The sequence below is a fragment of the Herbaspirillum sp. NPDC101396 genome, from assembly GCF_044767365.1.
Taxonomy (GTDB): Bacteria; Pseudomonadota; Gammaproteobacteria; order Burkholderiales; family Burkholderiaceae_D; genus Herbaspirillum.
Window position 1 is genome coordinate 30016 of sequence record NZ_JBIWNT010000007.1, and the last position, 16308, is coordinate 46323.

17 protein-coding genes are annotated in these 16308 nt (G+C 56.5%); 10 read left to right on the plus strand and 7 right to left on the minus strand.

The window, feature by feature from the left end:
• Window positions 1-123 precede the first annotated feature (123 nt).
• Window positions 124-1812 carry a PhoH family protein gene (locus ACIROY_RS22085; protein WP_402344248.1) on the plus strand — a complete coding sequence of 563 codons (1689 nt, stop codon included), beginning with the start codon at window positions 124-126 and terminating at the stop codon, window positions 1810-1812.
• Window positions 1813-1892: 80 nt separating this feature from the next.
• Here the strand turns inward: ACIROY_RS22085 and ACIROY_RS22090 are convergent, their stop codons facing one another.
• The 7 genes from ACIROY_RS22090 to rpsF all read right to left on the minus strand — a co-directional run bounded on the left by ACIROY_RS22090 (window position 1893) and on the right by rpsF (window position 6794).
• Window positions 1893-2900: an inorganic phosphate transporter gene (locus tag ACIROY_RS22090; protein ID WP_029363364.1), complete on the minus strand. Its 1008-nt coding sequence runs from the start codon at window positions 2898-2900 to the stop codon at window positions 1893-1895.
• Between the two features lie 85 nt (window positions 2901-2985).
• On the minus strand, window positions 2986-3612 hold the full coding sequence (locus tag ACIROY_RS22095) for a DUF47 domain-containing protein (protein ID WP_016833914.1): 627 nt from the start codon (window positions 3610-3612) through the stop codon (window positions 2986-2988).
• 109 nt (window positions 3613-3721) lie between these two features.
• Window positions 3722-5128, minus strand: a complete 1407-nt coding sequence (locus tag ACIROY_RS22100; protein WP_402278720.1) for a replicative DNA helicase — start codon at window positions 5126-5128, stop codon at window positions 3722-3724.
• Between the two features lie 172 nt (window positions 5129-5300).
• The gene (gene rplI, locus ACIROY_RS22105) at window positions 5301-5753 is read right to left on the minus strand and encodes a 50S ribosomal protein L9 (RefSeq protein WP_116435565.1); all 453 of its coding nucleotides are present in this window, start codon (window positions 5751-5753) and stop codon (window positions 5301-5303) included.
• 26 nt (window positions 5754-5779) lie between these two features.
• Window positions 5780-6064, minus strand: a complete 285-nt coding sequence (gene rpsR / locus ACIROY_RS22110; RefSeq protein ID WP_007882558.1) for a 30S ribosomal protein S18 — start codon at window positions 6062-6064, stop codon at window positions 5780-5782.
• 33 nt (window positions 6065-6097) lie between these two features.
• Window positions 6098-6391 carry a primosomal replication protein N gene (gene priB / locus ACIROY_RS22115; RefSeq protein WP_402344251.1) on the minus strand — a complete coding sequence of 98 codons (294 nt, stop codon included), beginning with the start codon at window positions 6389-6391 and terminating at the stop codon, window positions 6098-6100.
• Between the two features lie 34 nt (window positions 6392-6425).
• Window positions 6426-6794, minus strand: a complete 369-nt coding sequence (gene rpsF / locus ACIROY_RS22120; RefSeq protein ID WP_016833918.1) for a 30S ribosomal protein S6 — start codon at window positions 6792-6794, stop codon at window positions 6426-6428.
• A 252-nt stretch (window positions 6795-7046) separates the two neighbouring features.
• Here rpsF and lexA point away from each other — a divergent pair, with 252 nt between their 5' ends.
• The 9 genes from lexA to ACIROY_RS22165 all read left to right on the plus strand — a co-directional run bounded on the left by lexA (window position 7047) and on the right by ACIROY_RS22165 (window position 16285).
• On the plus strand, window positions 7047-7691 hold the full coding sequence (gene lexA / locus ACIROY_RS22125) for a transcriptional repressor LexA (protein WP_402344254.1): 645 nt from the start codon (window positions 7047-7049) through the stop codon (window positions 7689-7691).
• Window positions 7692-7875: 184 nt separating this feature from the next.
• Entirely contained in the window at window positions 7876-9843 is a 1968-nt protein-coding gene (locus ACIROY_RS22130; RefSeq protein ID WP_402344257.1) for a tetratricopeptide repeat protein, read from the plus strand.
• 337 nt (window positions 9844-10180) lie between these two features.
• Window positions 10181-11269 (plus strand): flagellin, encoded by a 1089-nt coding sequence (locus ACIROY_RS22135; protein WP_402344260.1) that lies wholly within the window; start codon window positions 10181-10183, stop codon window positions 11267-11269.
• Window positions 11270-11346: 77 nt separating this feature from the next.
• Complete coding sequence (locus tag ACIROY_RS22140) at window positions 11347-11706, plus strand: flagellar protein FlaG (protein WP_402344263.1); 360 nt, start codon at window positions 11347-11349, stop codon at window positions 11704-11706.
• A gap of 228 nt (window positions 11707-11934) precedes the next feature.
• Window positions 11935-14004 (plus strand): flagellar filament capping protein FliD, encoded by a 2070-nt coding sequence (gene fliD / locus ACIROY_RS22145; RefSeq protein WP_402344266.1) that lies wholly within the window; start codon window positions 11935-11937, stop codon window positions 14002-14004.
• Window positions 14005-14030: 26 nt separating this feature from the next.
• Window positions 14031-14450: a flagellar export chaperone FliS gene (gene fliS / locus ACIROY_RS22150; RefSeq protein ID WP_402344269.1), complete on the plus strand. Its 420-nt coding sequence runs from the start codon at window positions 14031-14033 to the stop codon at window positions 14448-14450.
• A 50-nt stretch (window positions 14451-14500) separates the two neighbouring features.
• On the plus strand, window positions 14501-14836 hold the full coding sequence (locus ACIROY_RS22155) for a flagellar protein FliT (RefSeq protein WP_402278703.1): 336 nt from the start codon (window positions 14501-14503) through the stop codon (window positions 14834-14836).
• Between the two features lie 2 nt (window positions 14837-14838).
• Window positions 14839-16011 (plus strand): flagellar hook-length control protein FliK, encoded by a 1173-nt coding sequence (locus ACIROY_RS22160; protein WP_402344272.1) that lies wholly within the window; start codon window positions 14839-14841, stop codon window positions 16009-16011.
• Entirely contained in the window at window positions 15998-16285 is a 288-nt protein-coding gene (locus ACIROY_RS22165; RefSeq protein WP_402344275.1) for an EscU/YscU/HrcU family type III secretion system export apparatus switch protein, read from the plus strand. The genes ACIROY_RS22160 and ACIROY_RS22165 overlap by 14 nt, the downstream gene beginning before the upstream one ends.
• Window positions 16286-16308 lie beyond the last annotated feature (23 nt).

The following is a 16308-nucleotide window of genomic DNA, read 5'->3' on the forward strand; positions in this document are numbered from 1 at the left end:
CGGCGACGCATGCCTGTACCAAGAAGGGTTTTATTAGCGGCAGTCGTTCGTTGTTGCACCTCCAGCAAGACCTGTACGCTCTGACAAAGCGGCATTTTTCTTCCCTTCACTACCGAGGTTCTGATGCCCCTGCCCAAACTGCCGAGTAAACCAGCTGCCTTATTGGCGCCCAAAGATTATCCGAAGGCCGAACGCGGTAAAACCGTCAAACCCCATATCGCATTGGTAGAACCTGCTGCACCGATTGCCCCGGTTGCCTCCATTGCTGCTCCAGTTGCCAAGGCGGCGCAGCAGCCGCAAGCCAAGATCACCGGCAAGAGCCAGGCCGAGAAACCGCGTGCGGCCACACCCAAAGTGCTGGAATCGCGCGCCAAGTCAACCACCAGTCGCATTGCCGACAAGCTCGGCGTGTCGAAACTGTTCGTACTCGACACCAATGTGCTCATGCATGATCCGACCTCGCTGTTCCGCTTCGAGGAACACGATATCTATCTGCCGATGATCACGCTGGAAGAACTCGACAACCACAAGAAGGGCATGTCGGAAGTCGCCCGCAACGCACGCCAGATTTCACGCTCGCTTGATGCGCTGGTCAGCGATATCGCTGAAGACGCCATCGACCTCGGCATCCCGCTGTCCAAGCTGGGCAACAAGGACGCCAAGGGCCGCCTGTTCTTCCAGACCAAGTTGCAGAACGCCAAGCTGCCCGATGGCCTGCCAGAAGGCAAGGCCGACAATCAGATTCTCGGCGTGGTGCGTGCGCTTGACCAGCAATACCCGGACCGTCCGGTCGTGCTGGTGTCGAAAGACATCAACATGCGCATCAAGGCGCGCGCCATCGGTTTGCCGGCGGAAGATTACTTCAACGACCATGTGCTGGAAGATACCGACCTGCTGTATTCGGGCATCCAGCAACTGCCGGACGACTTCTGGAACAAGCACGGCAAGGGCATGGAGTCGTGGCAGGAAAACAAGCACGGCACCAGCTACACCTATTATCGCGTGACCGGTCCGCACGTACCTTCCATGCTGATGAACCAGTTCGTCTTCATCGAACCGAAGAACGGCGAACCGGCCTTCTACGGCCAGGTCACGCAGATCAACGGCAAGACTGCGGTCCTGCAGACGCTGCGCGACTACGGTCACACCAAGAACAGCGTGTGGGGCATCACGGCGCGCAACCGTGAGCAGAACTTCGCGCTGAACCTGCTGATGAATCCGGAGTGCGATTTCGTCACACTGCTCGGTCAGGCCGGTACCGGCAAGACCCTGCTCGCCCTGGCGGCCGGTCTGGCGCAAGTACTGGAAACCAAGAACTACAACGAAATCATCGTCACCCGCGTCACCGTACCGGTGGGCGAAGATATTGGTTTCCTGCCCGGTACTGAAGAAGAGAAGATGGGGCCGTGGATGGGCGCTTTCGACGACAATCTGGAAGTGTTGAACAAGTCCGACGGCGACGCCGGCGAATGGGGCCGTGCGGCAACGCAAGACCTGATCCGCTCGCGCATCAAGATCAAGTCGCTGAACTTCATGCGCGGTCGCACCTTCGTCAACAAATTCCTGATCATCGACGAAGCGCAGAACCTGACGCCGAAACAGATGAAGACCCTGGTCACCCGTGCAGGTCCGGGCACCAAGATCGTCTGCCTCGGCAACATCGCGCAGATCGACACGCCTTACCTGACCGAAGGTTCCAGCGGCCTGACCTACGTCGTTGACCGCTTCAAGGGCTGGTCGCACAGCGGCCACGTCACGCTGGCGCGCGGCGAGCGTTCGCGTCTGGCGGATCACGCCAGCGATGTCCTGTAAGGCAGCATCGGAGCAGAAGCATGCAGCAAATAAAAAAGCCACCGCGAGGTGGCTTTTTTATTGTCCGCAGAGACGTCCGCTTACAGGATGTGCATACCGATCCACCAGGCGATCGCCGCGACGAACGCCGATGCCGGAATCGTGAAGATCCAGGCCCATACGATATTGCCCGCAACGCCCCAGCGCACCGCCGACATCTTGTGCGATGCGCCGACACCGACGATCGCGCCGGTGATGGTGTGCGTGGTCGAGACCGGCACACCCATTGCGGTGGCGATGAACAGCGTGATCGCACCACCTGTTTCGGCGCAGAAGCCGCCTACCGGCTTGAGCTTGGTGATCTTTTGGCCCATGGTCTTGACGATGCGCCAGCCGCCAAACAGTGTGCCCAGGCTGATCGCGCAATAGCAGCTGATGATCACCCACATCGGCGGATTGTCGGCTCCGGAATTGCCCGATGCAATCAACAGCATCCAGATGATACCGATGGTCTTCTGCGCATCATTGCCGCCATGGCCGAGACTGTACATCGATGCCGACACCAACTGCGCGCGGCGGAACCAGCCGTCAACCTTGCGCGGCGTCGAGCGCACGAAGATCCACGACACAAGCAACATCATGATGGAGCCCAGGATGAAGCCCAGCAGCGGCGACAGCACGATGAAGATGACGATCTTGATCAGGCCTGAAGCCACCAGCGAACCGGTGCCGGCCTTGGCGACCGCAGCGCCTACCAGGCCGCCGATCAGGGCATGCGACGACGACGACGGGATGCCGTAGTACCAGGTCACGAGATTCCAGAAAATCGCACCGATCAAGGCGCCGAACACCACCACGTGGTCCACCACGGCGGGATCAATCGTGCCCTTGCCCACCGAAGCGGCAACGTGCAGTTGATGAAAAACAAACACCGCGGCCAGATTGAAGAACGCCGCCATCGCCACCGCCGTTTGCGGACGCAACACGCCGGTGGACACCACCGTCGCAATGGCATTTGCAGCGTCGTGGAAACCGTTCATGAAATCGAACAGCAGCGCCAGGACAATCAGCAAGGCAAGAATGTGAAAACTAATTTGAACTGTATGCATGGATAAACCGTTATCTTGAGAAGCAGCGGCAACATCGCACCGTGACGGCGCCAGTGTCGAGCGCCGGCGCAGTCAATGGCGAAGGTCAGGCATTTTCGACGATGATGCCTTCAATGATGTTGGCGACGTCTTCGCAACGATCGGTAACGGTTTCCAGGATTTCGTAGATGGCTTTCAGCTTGATCAGGTTGCGCACATCAGGCTCATCGCGGAACAGCTTGGACATGGCGGCGCGCATGACATGGTCGGCATCCGATTCGAAGCGGTCGATCTCTTCGCAGATGGCGAGGATCTGGCGCGAGTTATCCATGTTGTGCAACAGGCCGACGGCTGCCTTCACCTTCTCGGCACAGGCCAGGCACAGTTCGGCGAGGCGCTTGGCTTCCGGCGTGATGGCCTTGATGTCATACAGCGAAATGGTTTGCGCGCCATCTTCCAGCAGGTCGAGGATGTCGTCCATGCGGGTGATCAGTTGATGGATGTCATCACGGTCCAGTGGTGTGATAAAGGTCTTGTGCAACAGCTCGATGGTGTTGTGAGTGACTTTGTCCGCCTGCTTTTCCAGGGTCTCGATCGCATGCACGCGAATTTCCAGGTCGTCGAAATTGGTCATTAATGCGACCATTTCCTTGGCGCATTTCACACCCAGCTCTGCGTGCTGGTTGAACAGATCAAAAAACTTGCCCTCGGTGGGCATCAGGCGTCCAAACATGTTCCACTCTCTTATGAATAATTAATGCTTCACTTACACAACATGAGCCGCCAGGGAGGCGGCCTGCATTGTCCGCGCAGCCCGGGGCTGAGCGATGAACTTCGCCGCGTCAGTCGCCGCCGTAAGGCGACGCCAGACTGCCGACATAGTTGTCGTACTTGGTAAATTGCCCCAGGAACGCAAGGCGGATACTGCCGATCGGACCGTTACGCTGCTTGCCGATGATGATTTCGGCGGTGCCTTTGTCCGGTGAATCGGGATTGTAAACTTCGTCACGGTAAATGAACAAAATCACGTCGGCATCCTGCTCGATGGCGCCGGATTCGCGCAAGTCGGACATCACGGGACGCTTGTTGGGACGTTGCTCCAGCGCGCGGTTCAGCTGCGACAAGGCGATCACCGGGCAATTGAGTTCCTTGGCAAGGCCCTTCAGGCTCCGCGAAATTTCGGAAATTTCAGAGGCGCGGTTTTCGCCGCTGTTGCCGCCGCCGTTGCCTGACATCAGTTGCAAGTAGTCGATGATGATCAGACCGAGCTTGCCGCATTGGCGCGCCAGGCGACGCGAGCGCGCGCGCAATTCGATTGGACTCAAGGCCGGTGTTTCATCGATGTAGAACTGCGCGTCGTTCATCTTCTGAATCGCGTGCGTCAGGCGCGGCCAGTCTTCGTCGATCAGGCGGCCGGTGCGCAGGCGATGCTGGTCGAGACGGCCGACCGAGCCCAGCATACGCATGGCCAGCTGGGCGCCGCCCATTTCCATCGAGAACACGGCAACCGGCAGGCCGCTGTCGATGGCAACGTTTTCACCGATGTTGATGGAAAACGCAGTTTTACCCATCGAAGGACGGCCGGCCACGATGATCAGATCGCCCGGCTGCAAGCCGGAAGTCATCTTGTCGAGATCGATGAAGCCGGTCGGCACGCCGGTGATGTCGCTGGTGCTGTCGCGGTTGTACAGTTCGTCGATGCGCTCGACCACCTGGGTCAGCAGCGGCTGAATCGACAGGAAGCCTTGCGAGCCGCGCGAGCCCTCTTCCGCGATCGCGAAAATCTTGGATTCGGCCTCGTCGAGCATCTGCTTGACGTTCTTGCCTTGGGGGTGGAAAGCATCGCCTGAAATCTCATCCGACACCGTGATCAGCTTGCGCAGGATGCCGCGGTCGCGCACGATTTCGGCGTAGCGACGGATATTCGCCGCAGAAGGCGTGTTTTGCGCCAGCGCGTTGAGATAGCTCAGGCCGCCCACTTCTTCGGCCTTGCCGCTGGTGGACATTGCCTCGTAGACGGTGATCACGTCGGCCGGCTTGCTTTCATTGATCAGCTTAACGATGTGCTGGAAGATGATGCGATGATCGTAGCGATAAAAATCTTCTGCGCTGACGAAGTCGGCAATACGATCCCACGCAGCATTATCAAGCATCAAACCGCCAAGGACGGATTGTTCGGCTTCGATGGAGTGCGGCGGGACGCGCAGGGATTCTAGTTGCGGATCGGGAGATGCGTTCATGGCGCGCATTATACCTGCTAAGAGTAGTCGCTACAGGTGCGGAGGCAGATTAGCCGGCGGTTTTACAAACTACGGTCAGACTTGCACCGGTCCCGGCATGATGTACGGGACCGGAAAAATAAAAAAGCCAGGCGAACCCGGCTTCTTTATCAAAACAGATGGAACGACTTGGCGTAATGAATTACGCGTGGTCGCCCGCAACAGCAACAGTCACGTCAACCACGACGTCGGTGTGCAGAGCAACCGACACAGCGTGATCGCCAACGATCTTCAGAGGACCTTGTGGCAGACGAACTTGCGCCTTTTCGACCGGGAAACCTTGCTTTGTCAGCGCGTCAGCGATGTCAAAGTTGGTCACGGAACCGAACAGACGACCGTCAACGCCGGACTTCTGGGTGATCTTGACTGTCAGGCCGGCCAGTTTTTCGCCTTGGGCTTGTGCTGCTGCCAGCTTTTCAGCGGCGGCTTTTTCCAACTCGGCGCGCTTCGCTTCGAATTCAGCGATAGCGGCTGTTGTGGCGCGGCGCGCCATGCGTTGCGGGATCAGGAAGTTACGTGCGTAACCGTCCTTGACGCGGACGACTTCGCCCAGACCACCGAGATTAACGACTTTTTCCAACAGAATGACTTGCATGTTTTTCTCCTATATCTCGTCGTCAATTACGCGTTGTGCAGATCTGTGTATGGCAGCAACGCGAGGTAGCGTGCGCGCTTGATCGCTGTGTCAACTTGACGCTGATAGTGTGCCTTGGTGCCGGTCAGACGTGCTGGCATGATCTTGCCGTTTTCTTGCACGAAATCCTTCAGAGTGTCGACGTCTTTGTAATCGACTTGCTCAACACCTGCGGCTGTGAAACGGCAGAATTTTTTACGCTTGAACAGCGGGTTTTGCTGTTGGCGTTTTTGCTTCAACTTGCTTTTATCGAACTTTTTACCGAATGCCATTTTGCGGCTCCTGATATCTAAAATTGAGTGGTTCTAAACTACAGATTCAAAATCAACGATGTGAAACACGAAGCTTTTGCTGTTGCGATTCCTGCGCGCCATGAAACCGCTGAACTTGAGCATCTCGCCGAGACCGGCCCGGTTAAGCCGACCTGAAATTTCGCCTGCAGCGAATGCAGTGATTTCAAACTCGACCAACCTCTTGATGCCCGCTTCCGTCTGCTCCGATTGGTGCTGCAACTTCGCAGTCACTACCGGGATGCCTGCCGGGGTGTAACGTATGACGTCACGCTCGGCGATGGTGGCAACAAACTGAAAGTGATTCACGCTCCCTGATGCTTTTCTATCGCAATGTCAGCAATTAAGCCGCTGGTGCTTCTGCGCGATTGCTCTTTACTGCGTCTTCCTTCTGGACAGCCTTCAGGATTGGCGAAGGACCGGTTTCGGCCTTCTTCATCTTGACTGTCAGGTGACGCAACACTGCATCGTTGAACTTGAAGCCGGTTTCGATTTCGGCCAGAGTTTCGCCGTCAACTTCGATATTCAGGCAAACATAGTGTGCTTTTGCCAGTTTTTGGATTTGGTACGCCAATTGACGGCGGCCCCAATCTTCGACACGGTGAATCTTGCCGCCGCGTGCAGTAACGATGCCTTTGTAACGCTCGATCATCGCTGGAACTTGCTCGCTTTGGTCCGGATGGACGATAAATACGATTTCATAATGACGCATGTAGACTCCTTTATGGACTGATTAACAAATCGCCCACCTCGGCGTCAAGACGAGTGTGGGAAGAGGAAAGCCCGCAATCATATACCAGAATGCCAAAAACCTCAATGCTTTCAGGCATTTGCCGTGGAACAGCGCCCACAGATCGGAAAACGGTCGATGACATGATTTCAATATTGCAGATTGACACTGCTTTATAACTGTATAAAAATACAGACTGTTTATGCAACCAGCATAACTTCCCCGAAAGCCGACATGCTCAAACTGACCGCTCGCCAGGAACAGATTCTGAATCTGATCAAAGACGCCATCGAAAACACCGGCTTCCCGCCTACACGAGCAGAAATCGCCAATGAGCTGGGCTTCCGCTCCGCCAATGCCGCCGAAGAGCATCTGCAGGCGCTGGCGCGCAAAGGCGCCATCGAAATTTCTCCGGGCACCTCGCGCGGAATCCGCCTGCGAGATGGATCGATTACCAATCCTGGCCGCCAGATGGCGCTGCCCCACCCTGCACTCATGCAGCTGCCGCTGGTCGGCCGCGTCGCCGCCGGCTCGCCGATCCTGGCGCAAGAACATATTGAGAGCAATTACAACGTCGACCCGGCGCTGTTTTCGGCCAAGCCGGACTACTTGCTGAAGGTGCGCGGCATGTCGATGCGCGATGCCGGCATTCTGGACGGCGATCTTCTCGCGGTAAAAAAGGCCGATCAGGCGCGCAACGGACAGATCGTCGTGGCGCGCATTGGTGACGACGTTACCGTCAAGCGCTATCGCAAGACCGGCTCACTGATTGAATTGTTGCCTGAAAATCCCGACTTCAAGGTGATCAAGGTCTCTTCCGAAGAGGAAAACTTCGCCCTGGAAGGCTTGGCCGTCGGCTTGCTGCGCAGCTGGAATTGATCCAGTCGCGAGCAGCACCCAGATAAAGCCCGCTAAATCGCGGGCTTTTTTTACGTCTGTTTGCAAGATCGAAACCGGAATTGCATCATATGATATGCACAGCTTATTGCGACCGGATCAAGCACTACAAGACACTCTTCCGCTCGCAAAGCAGCACAACTACTTAATCCGGCAAGGAATCACAATGTCAACGCGTAGCAGCAACAAGCCCGCCAACAAGAGCACTCAACCCAATGTCAAAGATCTCCTGGCCGTAAGAGAGTGCCTGAGCTTGCTGGACGATCACAAGGTCGACGAGGCAAAAGTACTATGCGCCCAGGTGCTCAAGCGCGCGCCGAATCTTGTCTATGCCAATCATGCCTGGGGCTTGATCGCCATGCATAAGAATGACTATGTCACGGCAGAGGCAGCCCTGCGCAAAGCCGTGGCGGCAGACCCGAAAAATTCCGAATACGTTGCCAACCTGGCGACCTCCGTCCTCAACCAGGACAGGATCGATGATGCCATCGCACTGTACGAAGAAGCCATCAAGCTCAACAGCGAGAACAAAGATGCACGCATCGGCTTGGCCAACGCCCTGCACGAAAAGAACGATCCTGACGCCTCGATCGCCTACTTCGAGGACGCCGTCAAACGCAATCCCGATGCGCCCGGCCCGCTGTCCCACCTGGGCAAGGCCCTGATCGATGCAAAGCAATACAAGGAGGCCGTCGGCGTCCTGTTCAAGTCCTTGCAACTGCAAATCAATTTCGCTCCGGCACACACCAACCTGGGCATCGCCTTCCAGGAAATGGACATGCTCAAGGATGCCCTGGAATGCCACAAGACCTCCCTGCTGCTGGACCCCACGGACATCTACGCGCAAAACAAGATAGCCGACACGTACATCAAGCAAAAAGACTACGACAAGGCCAACGAGCACTATCGGCGCGTCCTGGAGCTGGCGCCCAAGGATCCGAACAGCTACACCAAACTCGCATCGAGCCTGTTCACCCATCAGGATCGCTACGAAGAGGCCATGGCGCTGTTCCACCAGGCGCTTGAGGTCGATCCCAAGCATCCGGTGACGCTCAACAATATCGGCGCAACAATGTATGACTACGGCGAGACGGTGTCTTCGTTGCAATATTTCAAGGATGCACTCGCGCTCAAGCCCAACTACCTGACCGCGCAGCACAATCTTGCGCTTGGACAACTTCTGGCCGGCGACCTGAAAGACGGCTGGGCCAATCACGAAAGCCGGCTGGAAGTCAAAGAGCGTCGCTACGTCTATAAATTGATCCACAAGCTTTTCGGCCTGATCCCGAAATGGGACGGCAAATCCTCGCTCAAGGGCAAGTACATCCTGCTGATGCACGAACAAGGCTTCGGCGACAGCATCCAGTTCGTCCGCTACGTCCACAAGCTGCTGGAGCAAGGCGCCCGCGTGGCCCTGCATGTGAAAGATCCGCTCGCTCGCCTGTTCCGCAGCGTGTCCGATCAGGTGACCCTGGTGCGCGAGAACGATCCGCTGCCCAAATGCGACTGCGCTTACGTGCTGATGAGCCTGCCGCACGCCCTCGGCACTGATCGTGTCGAAGATATCCCATCCTATCCATCCTACCTGTCCGCAGATCCGCTGGACGTCAAGAGCTGGAAAGACAAAATGGACTCGCTTGCCGGCAATACCGGCGATTTGCGCGTCGGCTTCGTATGGGCCGGCAATCCGGAGCACGGCAATGACCGCAAGCGTTCGATTCCGCTGGAGACCTTCGCACCGCTATTCAATACACCTGGCGTCCAATTCTTTTCCATCCAGAAAGGACTGGCCACACCGGAACTGGCCAAGCTTCCCAAAGAACTGCCTGTATACAATATAGGCGACGCCTTTAACGACTTTGCCGATACGGCCGCAGCGATGGCTAATCTGGATCTGATTATCAGCGTCGACACCTCGGTGGTCCATCTGGCCGGCGCGCTCGGCCGGCCAACCTGGACGTTGCTGGCCCACACCCCGGACTGGCGCTGGCTGAATGACCGCGAGGACTCGCCGTGGTATCCAAGCATGCGCCTGTTCCGCCAGCAAAGCCGCAACGACTGGCCTACCGTTATCGACAAAGTGGCTTCAGAGCTTGCGATTCTGGCACAAGAGAAAAAGAAAAATCCTTCCTAATCAAACACTTGCCGCATCCAAGCGATGCGGCAAGCCCCCAAAAACACCACGCCGCAATCCCCCGCCATCTCCCGAAGCATCAAAATTGGAACTTTTCCCGGAATACCAGCTAAAGTTTTCTTAAATAGCGTCGAAATAAGATTTGCTTGACGTATAGAAGCACGCAGTTTTAGGTCGGACAGCATTGGAAAAATTTTTTTGCGATAAACATTAAACTTTTTCCGATACCGTCCGATATAGCTAACAACAGCGGTTTGAACGCCTGAGGCTTTAGGTAAAAACCAAAGTTAAGCACTGAAACTCGGATTTATCGGCCTCAAATCTTAGGAGAATTAACATGGCATCAGTCATTAATACCAATATTGCGTCGCTTAACACGCAACGCAACCTCAACACCTCGCAATCGTCGTTGAACACTTCGATTCAACGTTTGTCTTCCGGTTTGCGCGTCAATAGCGCAAAAGACGACGCTGCAGGCTTGGCAATTGCCGACCGCATGAATGCTCAGGTCAAAGGCCTGGCAGTTGCGCAACGTAACGCCAACGACGGTATCTCCCTGGCTCAAACCGCTGAAGGCGCACTGAGCACAGTTACCGACAACCTGCAACGTATGCGCGAACTGGCTGTCCAAGCTTCGAACGGTTCGAACAGCGCTCAGGATCGCAAGACTCTGAACGACGAATACAAGCAACTGTCGGATGAAACATTCCGCGTTCTGAACGGTACAAACTTCAACGGTCAAAACCTGTTCACAGGTATCGGTTCCGGCGCCAGCGCTGGCACAGGTTCCGATAACGCCAACGTTTCGGCTTCCCTGACACTGACTTTCCAAGTCGGCGCCAACGTTACCGACAACAAGCTGAACGACCAAATCAGCATCTCGCTGTCCGACTTGTCCAACGACAAGACCATCTCGACAGTTATCGGTACCAGCGCCAAGGGTCTGATCGGTCTGGGCGTGACAACTTCGGTTGACGCTGCTCAAGTGACTTACACTTCGGCCAAGGCAGCTCTGGACAACCTGTTCGCAACAGGTTCGACAATGACATCGACAGCACTGGCAGCTTCTGCTGTGACTCTGCAAAGCGCTATCGACACCGCCAAGCTGTCCCTGGACAAGGCGATCGCCGATCCATCGGCACAAAGCGATGCGCAAAAAGCGATCAAGAACCTGGACAACGCGATCAACCTGATCTCGTCCAAGCGTGCAGAGTTCGGTGCGGTCCAAAACCGCTTCAGCGCCGTTATCAGCAACTTGCAGATTTCGAGCGAAAACATCACCGCCTCGCGCAGCCGTATCATGGATACCGACTACGCGGCAGAAACTGCAAACCTCACACGTGCGCAAATTCTGCAACAAGCAGGTACGGCGATGCTCTCGCAGGCGAACTCCGCACCGCAAAGCGTCCTGTCTCTGTTGAAGTAGTCTTAAGAGCCATGTAGGATAATATGCGGAGAATATGCAAGTATTCTCCGCATATGCCTTGATGAAGGAGTAAAAACATGTCGATTTCCCCGCTTAATATCACTGCTGCAGGCGACTCTGGTTCGTACACGCCGGTGCAGCCGTCCAATACAAAACCAGATCCAGTGGTATCGACAGTTGCGCCTGCAGCAACCCCGCAAGCGCAACGTTCCACCGAAAGCGATGTGGCTGATGCTGTTGATAAATTGAATGACTTTGCAAGCAAGAATGCATCGGACCTCAATTTTTCGCGCGATCAGGAAACCGGTAAAACGATTGTGAAAGTTGTCGATACGGCAACCGACGTCGTCATTCGCCAGATTCCGACCGAAGAAGCTGTTGCTATCGCAAAGTCGATTGATAAGATGCAAGGTTTGCTGATCAATCACAAGGCGTAAGTCTGCTACGAACTGTTGGAGCATTTTAATATGCATGCGCAAGCGCCATATTTGCGCATGATATATTTCGCCCCGGTAGTTCATAACAGATTTTTGTTTTTCTGTTGCATGTCATCAGAACCCCATCAAGAGTTGACACTCAATTGATGTGAAGCCAGCCAGCTTTATCACTCTTGTCTGATTTCAGCATCGCATTTTGCGCTCAGCGCATAGATTTCAGGAGATAGCATGGCCACCTCTACCGGGACAATTTCAACCTCGGCAGGTCCCCTCGACGTAGCGACCCTCGTTTCCAAACTGATGGGTGCTGAGGCCAAGGTTCTCGATCCGCTTACCTCGCAAGCCAGCAGCTATAACAGTCTGATTTCCGCTTACGGAAATCTGAAAAATGCGGTTTCCACATACCAAAGCGCCCTGAAGGGCCTGACTGCTGCCAGTTTTGCTGCGCAAAAGTCCACTGTGTCCAATAGCGGTACCGGCACGACGTTGACGACTGATCCGTTCACAGCCGACGTGAACACCGACGACTCCACCAAGGTATTGGCGCAAAAGATTCAGTCTGCCGGTTACCCGAGCTCGCAACAGTTCGCTGCCGGCGACTCTGTCGCGATCAAAATCGGCACCAATCCGCCGACCTTCGTTACCTTGCAGGCCAATGCCACCCTGGCCGGCGTCCGTGATGCGATCAATGCCTCCAAGGCCGGCGTCACCGCCAGCATCGTGACCGACGGCACGGGCGATCACCTGGTCATGGAATCGAACACTGCCGGGACCGCCAACACTATCAAGGTGCAGGCGAACAACAGCCTGGCCGGCCTGGCTTACGATCCGTCGAGCTCTACGCCGAGCACTGTGACGCAAATCCAAGCGCCACGCGATGCCACTGCGGCGGCTTCGGGTACTTATTCCGTGTCGGTGTCGCAATTGGCGCAGGCGCAAAAAATCACGTCCACCGGTTTTGCTGCCGGCTACTCGTTTGACTCGGGCATTCTGGCAATCAAGACCGGCACCGGCTCGACCGCCATCATCAAACCGGCGACCAACACGCTGGCCGGCGTACGCGATGCGATCAATGCAAGTGATGCGGGCGTGAGCGCTACCATCGTCAGCGACGGCACAGCTGCCCATCTGGTTCTCACAGCCAAGGACAGCGGCTCCGCCAACTCAATTCGTGTTACCGGCACCGGCAGCTATTCGGCGCTGACCTTCGACCCGAGTGGCAAGTATTCGTCGCCAGGTGTCGCCACAGGGCAGACGTATGACGCAGGTACCGGAGCATTGACGCTGAAAGTCGGCAATACGACCACCAGTGTCGCCCTGTCCGGCGCAGGCAAAACCCTGCAGGACGTGCGTGACGCGATCAATACCGCCAATGCCGGCGTGACTGCCAGCATCACCAATGACGGCACGCAAGACCATCTGGTCCTGACGCCATCCGGCACCGGCGCGACCAGCCCGGTGTCCTTGACGGGCACTGGCGACTTCGCCAATCTGTCCGGCAGCACGATGGGACAATTGCAAGCTGCGCAAGACGCGAAACTGAGCATTGACGGCACCACCGTCACCAGCCCGTCGAATACAGTCAAGGACGCCATTTCGGGTGTTACGCTGAATCTGACCAAGGTCACCACGGCGGCGGACAATTTCTCACTGAGCATTTCCAACGACACGACCGGCGTGACGTCCACTGCGACCACCTTCGTCTCCGCGTACAACGCGCTTGCGAAGGCCATCACCTCCCTCACCCAACAGACGCCGGCGACCACGCTCGGCCAGGCTGGTACCTCTTCGCCACTGGCAAGCGAGAGCTCGGTACAAAGCATCCTGACCCAGTTGCGCAGCGCGCTGCTGGGCAACGTTCCAGGCGGCAGCGGCATCAGCTCGCTGACCGACATCGGCATCGGGTTCCAGAAAGACGGCACGCTGGCGCTGGATGCGACCAAATTGTCGACTGCGACCACCAAGAATTTTGCGGGCATTGCCAATTTATTCACATCGACCGCGACTACCAACGCCGATGGCACGACGACCGGAACCAATGGTATTTTGACCAACGTACAAAAATTGGTCGACGGCTTCCTCGCCGATGGCGGTATTATTGATACCAAGACCAAGGGATTGCAGGCCAGCCTGAAGATCAACACGGATCGCCAGACTGTCATCAACACCCGCTTGACCAGTATGCAGGATCAATACACCAATCAGTTCAATGCACTGAACTTGACGCTGGCCAGCATGGCGGCTACGCAAAGCTATCTGACGCAGCAATTGGCCAACCTGCCCAAAGCCAGCAGCTGATCGTTAAGCGAACACAGGAGAGGATAATGTTCGGAACCATGCAACGAGGCGCAAACGCCTATGCGAATATCGGCGTTGAAACCGGTGTGATCGCAGCAAGTCCGCACAAGCTGATCACCATGCTGTTTGATGGCGCCCTCGTTGCGATCGCGATGGGCCAGAAATACATGAAAGCCGGCGACATCAAGAACAAGGGCGAATCGATCACCAAGGCCATTCTGATCATCGAGAGCGGCTTGCGCGCCAGTCTGAACAAAAATGTCGGCGGTGAGATCGCCATGAACCTCGATGCGCTGTACGAGTACATGGGACGCCGCCTGCTGTCGGCGAATATCGAGAATTCGCAGGAAACGCTGGATGAAGTGCATGGCTTGCTCGACGGGCTGCGCGAAGCATGGGAACAAATTACTCCGAATGCGGCTGACAGCTCGCAGGCAGCTGCCTGATTGCGGCAATCGACGATTCTTCACTCACAGTCACCCGAAAGCAAAACACCATGGACGGTGCAGAAGTCATTTCCCTTTACGAGTCGATTGCCGATCTGACCGACCAGATGTTGGCCGCAGCACGCAAGGAAGACTGGGCATTGCTGACCAAGCTCGAAGCCGACTGCGCGCATGTCGTCGACTTTCTCAAGCGCAACGAACTGCAGGTCGTGCTCAGCGACGACCGACGTGACCGCAAGATCGAGATCTTGAAAAAAATCCTGGAAGACGATCGCGACATCCGCAAGCTCACTGAACCAGGCCTGCAAAAACTCTCGTCCCTGATACAGAGCACCAGCACTGAGAGAAAACTGGCCAATACCTACGGCATGAATCAACGAGGCTAGCAATGATTCCCCGGGCCGACATAGCGATGACCGTCCAGCCCGTAGCCGCCGTCGATGCGCCAACGGCGATAGTCTCGGTCGCCGACGCAAAGCAGGAAGCCTTCAGCCGCCTCGCGCAAATCGCCAACGGCCAGCAACTGCAGGCCAAAGTTCTCTCTACCTACAACGACGGTAGCTATCTCGTTCGCATCGCCAATACTGCTGCGCGCATGGTCTTGCCGACCTCGACGCGCACCGGCGACACACTCCAGCTGACCATGGTCGGCAAGGATCCGCGCCCTACTTTCCTGCTGACCGAAAGTTTCCGCGGCGAGGATGAGGAGAGCACGGAAGTCTCGCTGAGCACTGCCGGCCGGGCGATGGAAAAGGACATGAAGTCGCTCAAGGCGACTCAGCAAGGCCTCACCAACGTCGGTGCGCGCGACAATCAGCTCGACGAGGGCGACGCCAAGAATGCAGCGCCGAACCAGCTTGCGCCCGAAAGCACCAAAACCTCACTCAGCAGCGCCGGCAAGCTAGTCGACGCCCTGCTCCACGCCTCCGAAGAAAGCGACCTGCCCAGCGCCATCAAGCCGAGCCGCCCGCTGGTCGCCAATCCGACCAGTAACACCCCGCAACTGGCAGACGCCCTGCGCGACTCGGTCGCCTTGAGCGGCGCTTTTTACGAGTCCCATGTGGCCGAATGGGCCGACGGCAAGCGACCGATGGCGGAACTGCTCAAAGAACCCCAGGCGCAACTGGCGCAGCAGACGCAGTCCGGAGTGGCCAGCCTGCTCAACACCACGGACCCCGCCAATACGCAAATGGGGCAGTTGATCAACCTCCAACTCAATGCGCTGGAGCAACAACGCATCGTCTGGCATGGTGAAGTCTGGCCAGGCCAGCAGATGGAATGGGAAATCCATCGGGATAGCCCTGACCAGCAGCAGCAAGCCCCCCAGGAAGACGAACACGCGCCCTCCTGGCACAGCGTGGTGCGCTTCAACTTCGAACATCTGGGGGCGGTATCAGCTTCGATACGACTTATCGGCCAGCAGATCCACATGCAGGTGCGCACCGACAACGATGTCACCGCAGCGGCCTTGCGCGCCAACGGCCGCATGCTGTCCGAATCCATGGAAGCGGCCGGCTCTTCTCTCGACTCCTTGATTGTGAAACGGGATGAACAAGCCTAAGCTGCCCTACCAGAATGCTGTTGCGCTGGCCTACAATACCAATCAGGCGGCCCCCAAGGTCGTCGCCAAAGGCAGCGGCCTGGTCGCCGAAGCCATCATCGCGCGCGCCAAGGAAAGCGGCGTATTTGTGCACGAATCAAAGGAACTTGTCTCGCTGCTGATGCAGGTGGACCTCGACCAGCAAATTCCTCCCGCTCTTTATCGTGCGGTGGCGGAACTTTTGGCTTGGTTGTACCGCATTGAAAATATGCAATTGGACCGCAGTGATGTATGATTAGGGGTTAGATTAAATACTGC

Excerpts from the sequence above, each read along its gene's own strand:
- ACIROY_RS22085 (WP_402344248.1), top strand. The coding sequence starts at position 124 with ATGCCCCTGCCCAAACTGCCGAGTAAACCAGCTGCCTTATTGGCGCCC.
- ACIROY_RS22090 (WP_029363364.1), bottom strand. The coding sequence starts at position 2,900 with ATGCATACAGTTCAAATTAGTTTTCACATTCTTGCCTTGCTGATTGTC.
- ACIROY_RS22095 (WP_016833914.1), bottom strand. The coding sequence starts at position 3,612 with ATGTTTGGACGCCTGATGCCCACCGAGGGCAAGTTTTTTGATCTGTTC.
- ACIROY_RS22100 (WP_402278720.1), bottom strand. The coding sequence starts at position 5,128 with ATGCGCGCCATGAACGCATCTCCCGATCCGCAACTAGAATCCCTGCGC.
- rplI (WP_116435565.1), bottom strand. The coding sequence starts at position 5,753 with ATGCAAGTCATTCTGTTGGAAAAAGTCGTTAATCTCGGTGGTCTGGGC.
- rpsR (WP_007882558.1), bottom strand. The coding sequence starts at position 6,064 with ATGGCATTCGGTAAAAAGTTCGATAAAAGCAAGTTGAAGCAAAAACGC.
- rpsF (WP_016833918.1), bottom strand. The coding sequence starts at position 6,794 with ATGCGTCATTATGAAATCGTATTTATCGTCCATCCGGACCAAAGCGAG.
- lexA (WP_402344254.1), top strand. The coding sequence starts at position 7,047 with ATGCTCAAACTGACCGCTCGCCAGGAACAGATTCTGAATCTGATCAAA.
- ACIROY_RS22130 (WP_402344257.1), top strand. The coding sequence starts at position 7,876 with ATGTCAACGCGTAGCAGCAACAAGCCCGCCAACAAGAGCACTCAACCC.
- ACIROY_RS22135 (WP_402344260.1), top strand. The coding sequence starts at position 10,181 with ATGGCATCAGTCATTAATACCAATATTGCGTCGCTTAACACGCAACGC.
- ACIROY_RS22140 (WP_402344263.1), top strand. The coding sequence starts at position 11,347 with ATGTCGATTTCCCCGCTTAATATCACTGCTGCAGGCGACTCTGGTTCG.
- fliD (WP_402344266.1), top strand. The coding sequence starts at position 11,935 with ATGGCCACCTCTACCGGGACAATTTCAACCTCGGCAGGTCCCCTCGAC.
- fliS (WP_402344269.1), top strand. The coding sequence starts at position 14,031 with ATGTTCGGAACCATGCAACGAGGCGCAAACGCCTATGCGAATATCGGC.
- ACIROY_RS22155 (WP_402278703.1), top strand. The coding sequence starts at position 14,501 with ATGGACGGTGCAGAAGTCATTTCCCTTTACGAGTCGATTGCCGATCTG.
- ACIROY_RS22160 (WP_402344272.1), top strand. The coding sequence starts at position 14,839 with ATGATTCCCCGGGCCGACATAGCGATGACCGTCCAGCCCGTAGCCGCC.
- ACIROY_RS22165 (WP_402344275.1), top strand. The coding sequence starts at position 15,998 with ATGAACAAGCCTAAGCTGCCCTACCAGAATGCTGTTGCGCTGGCCTAC.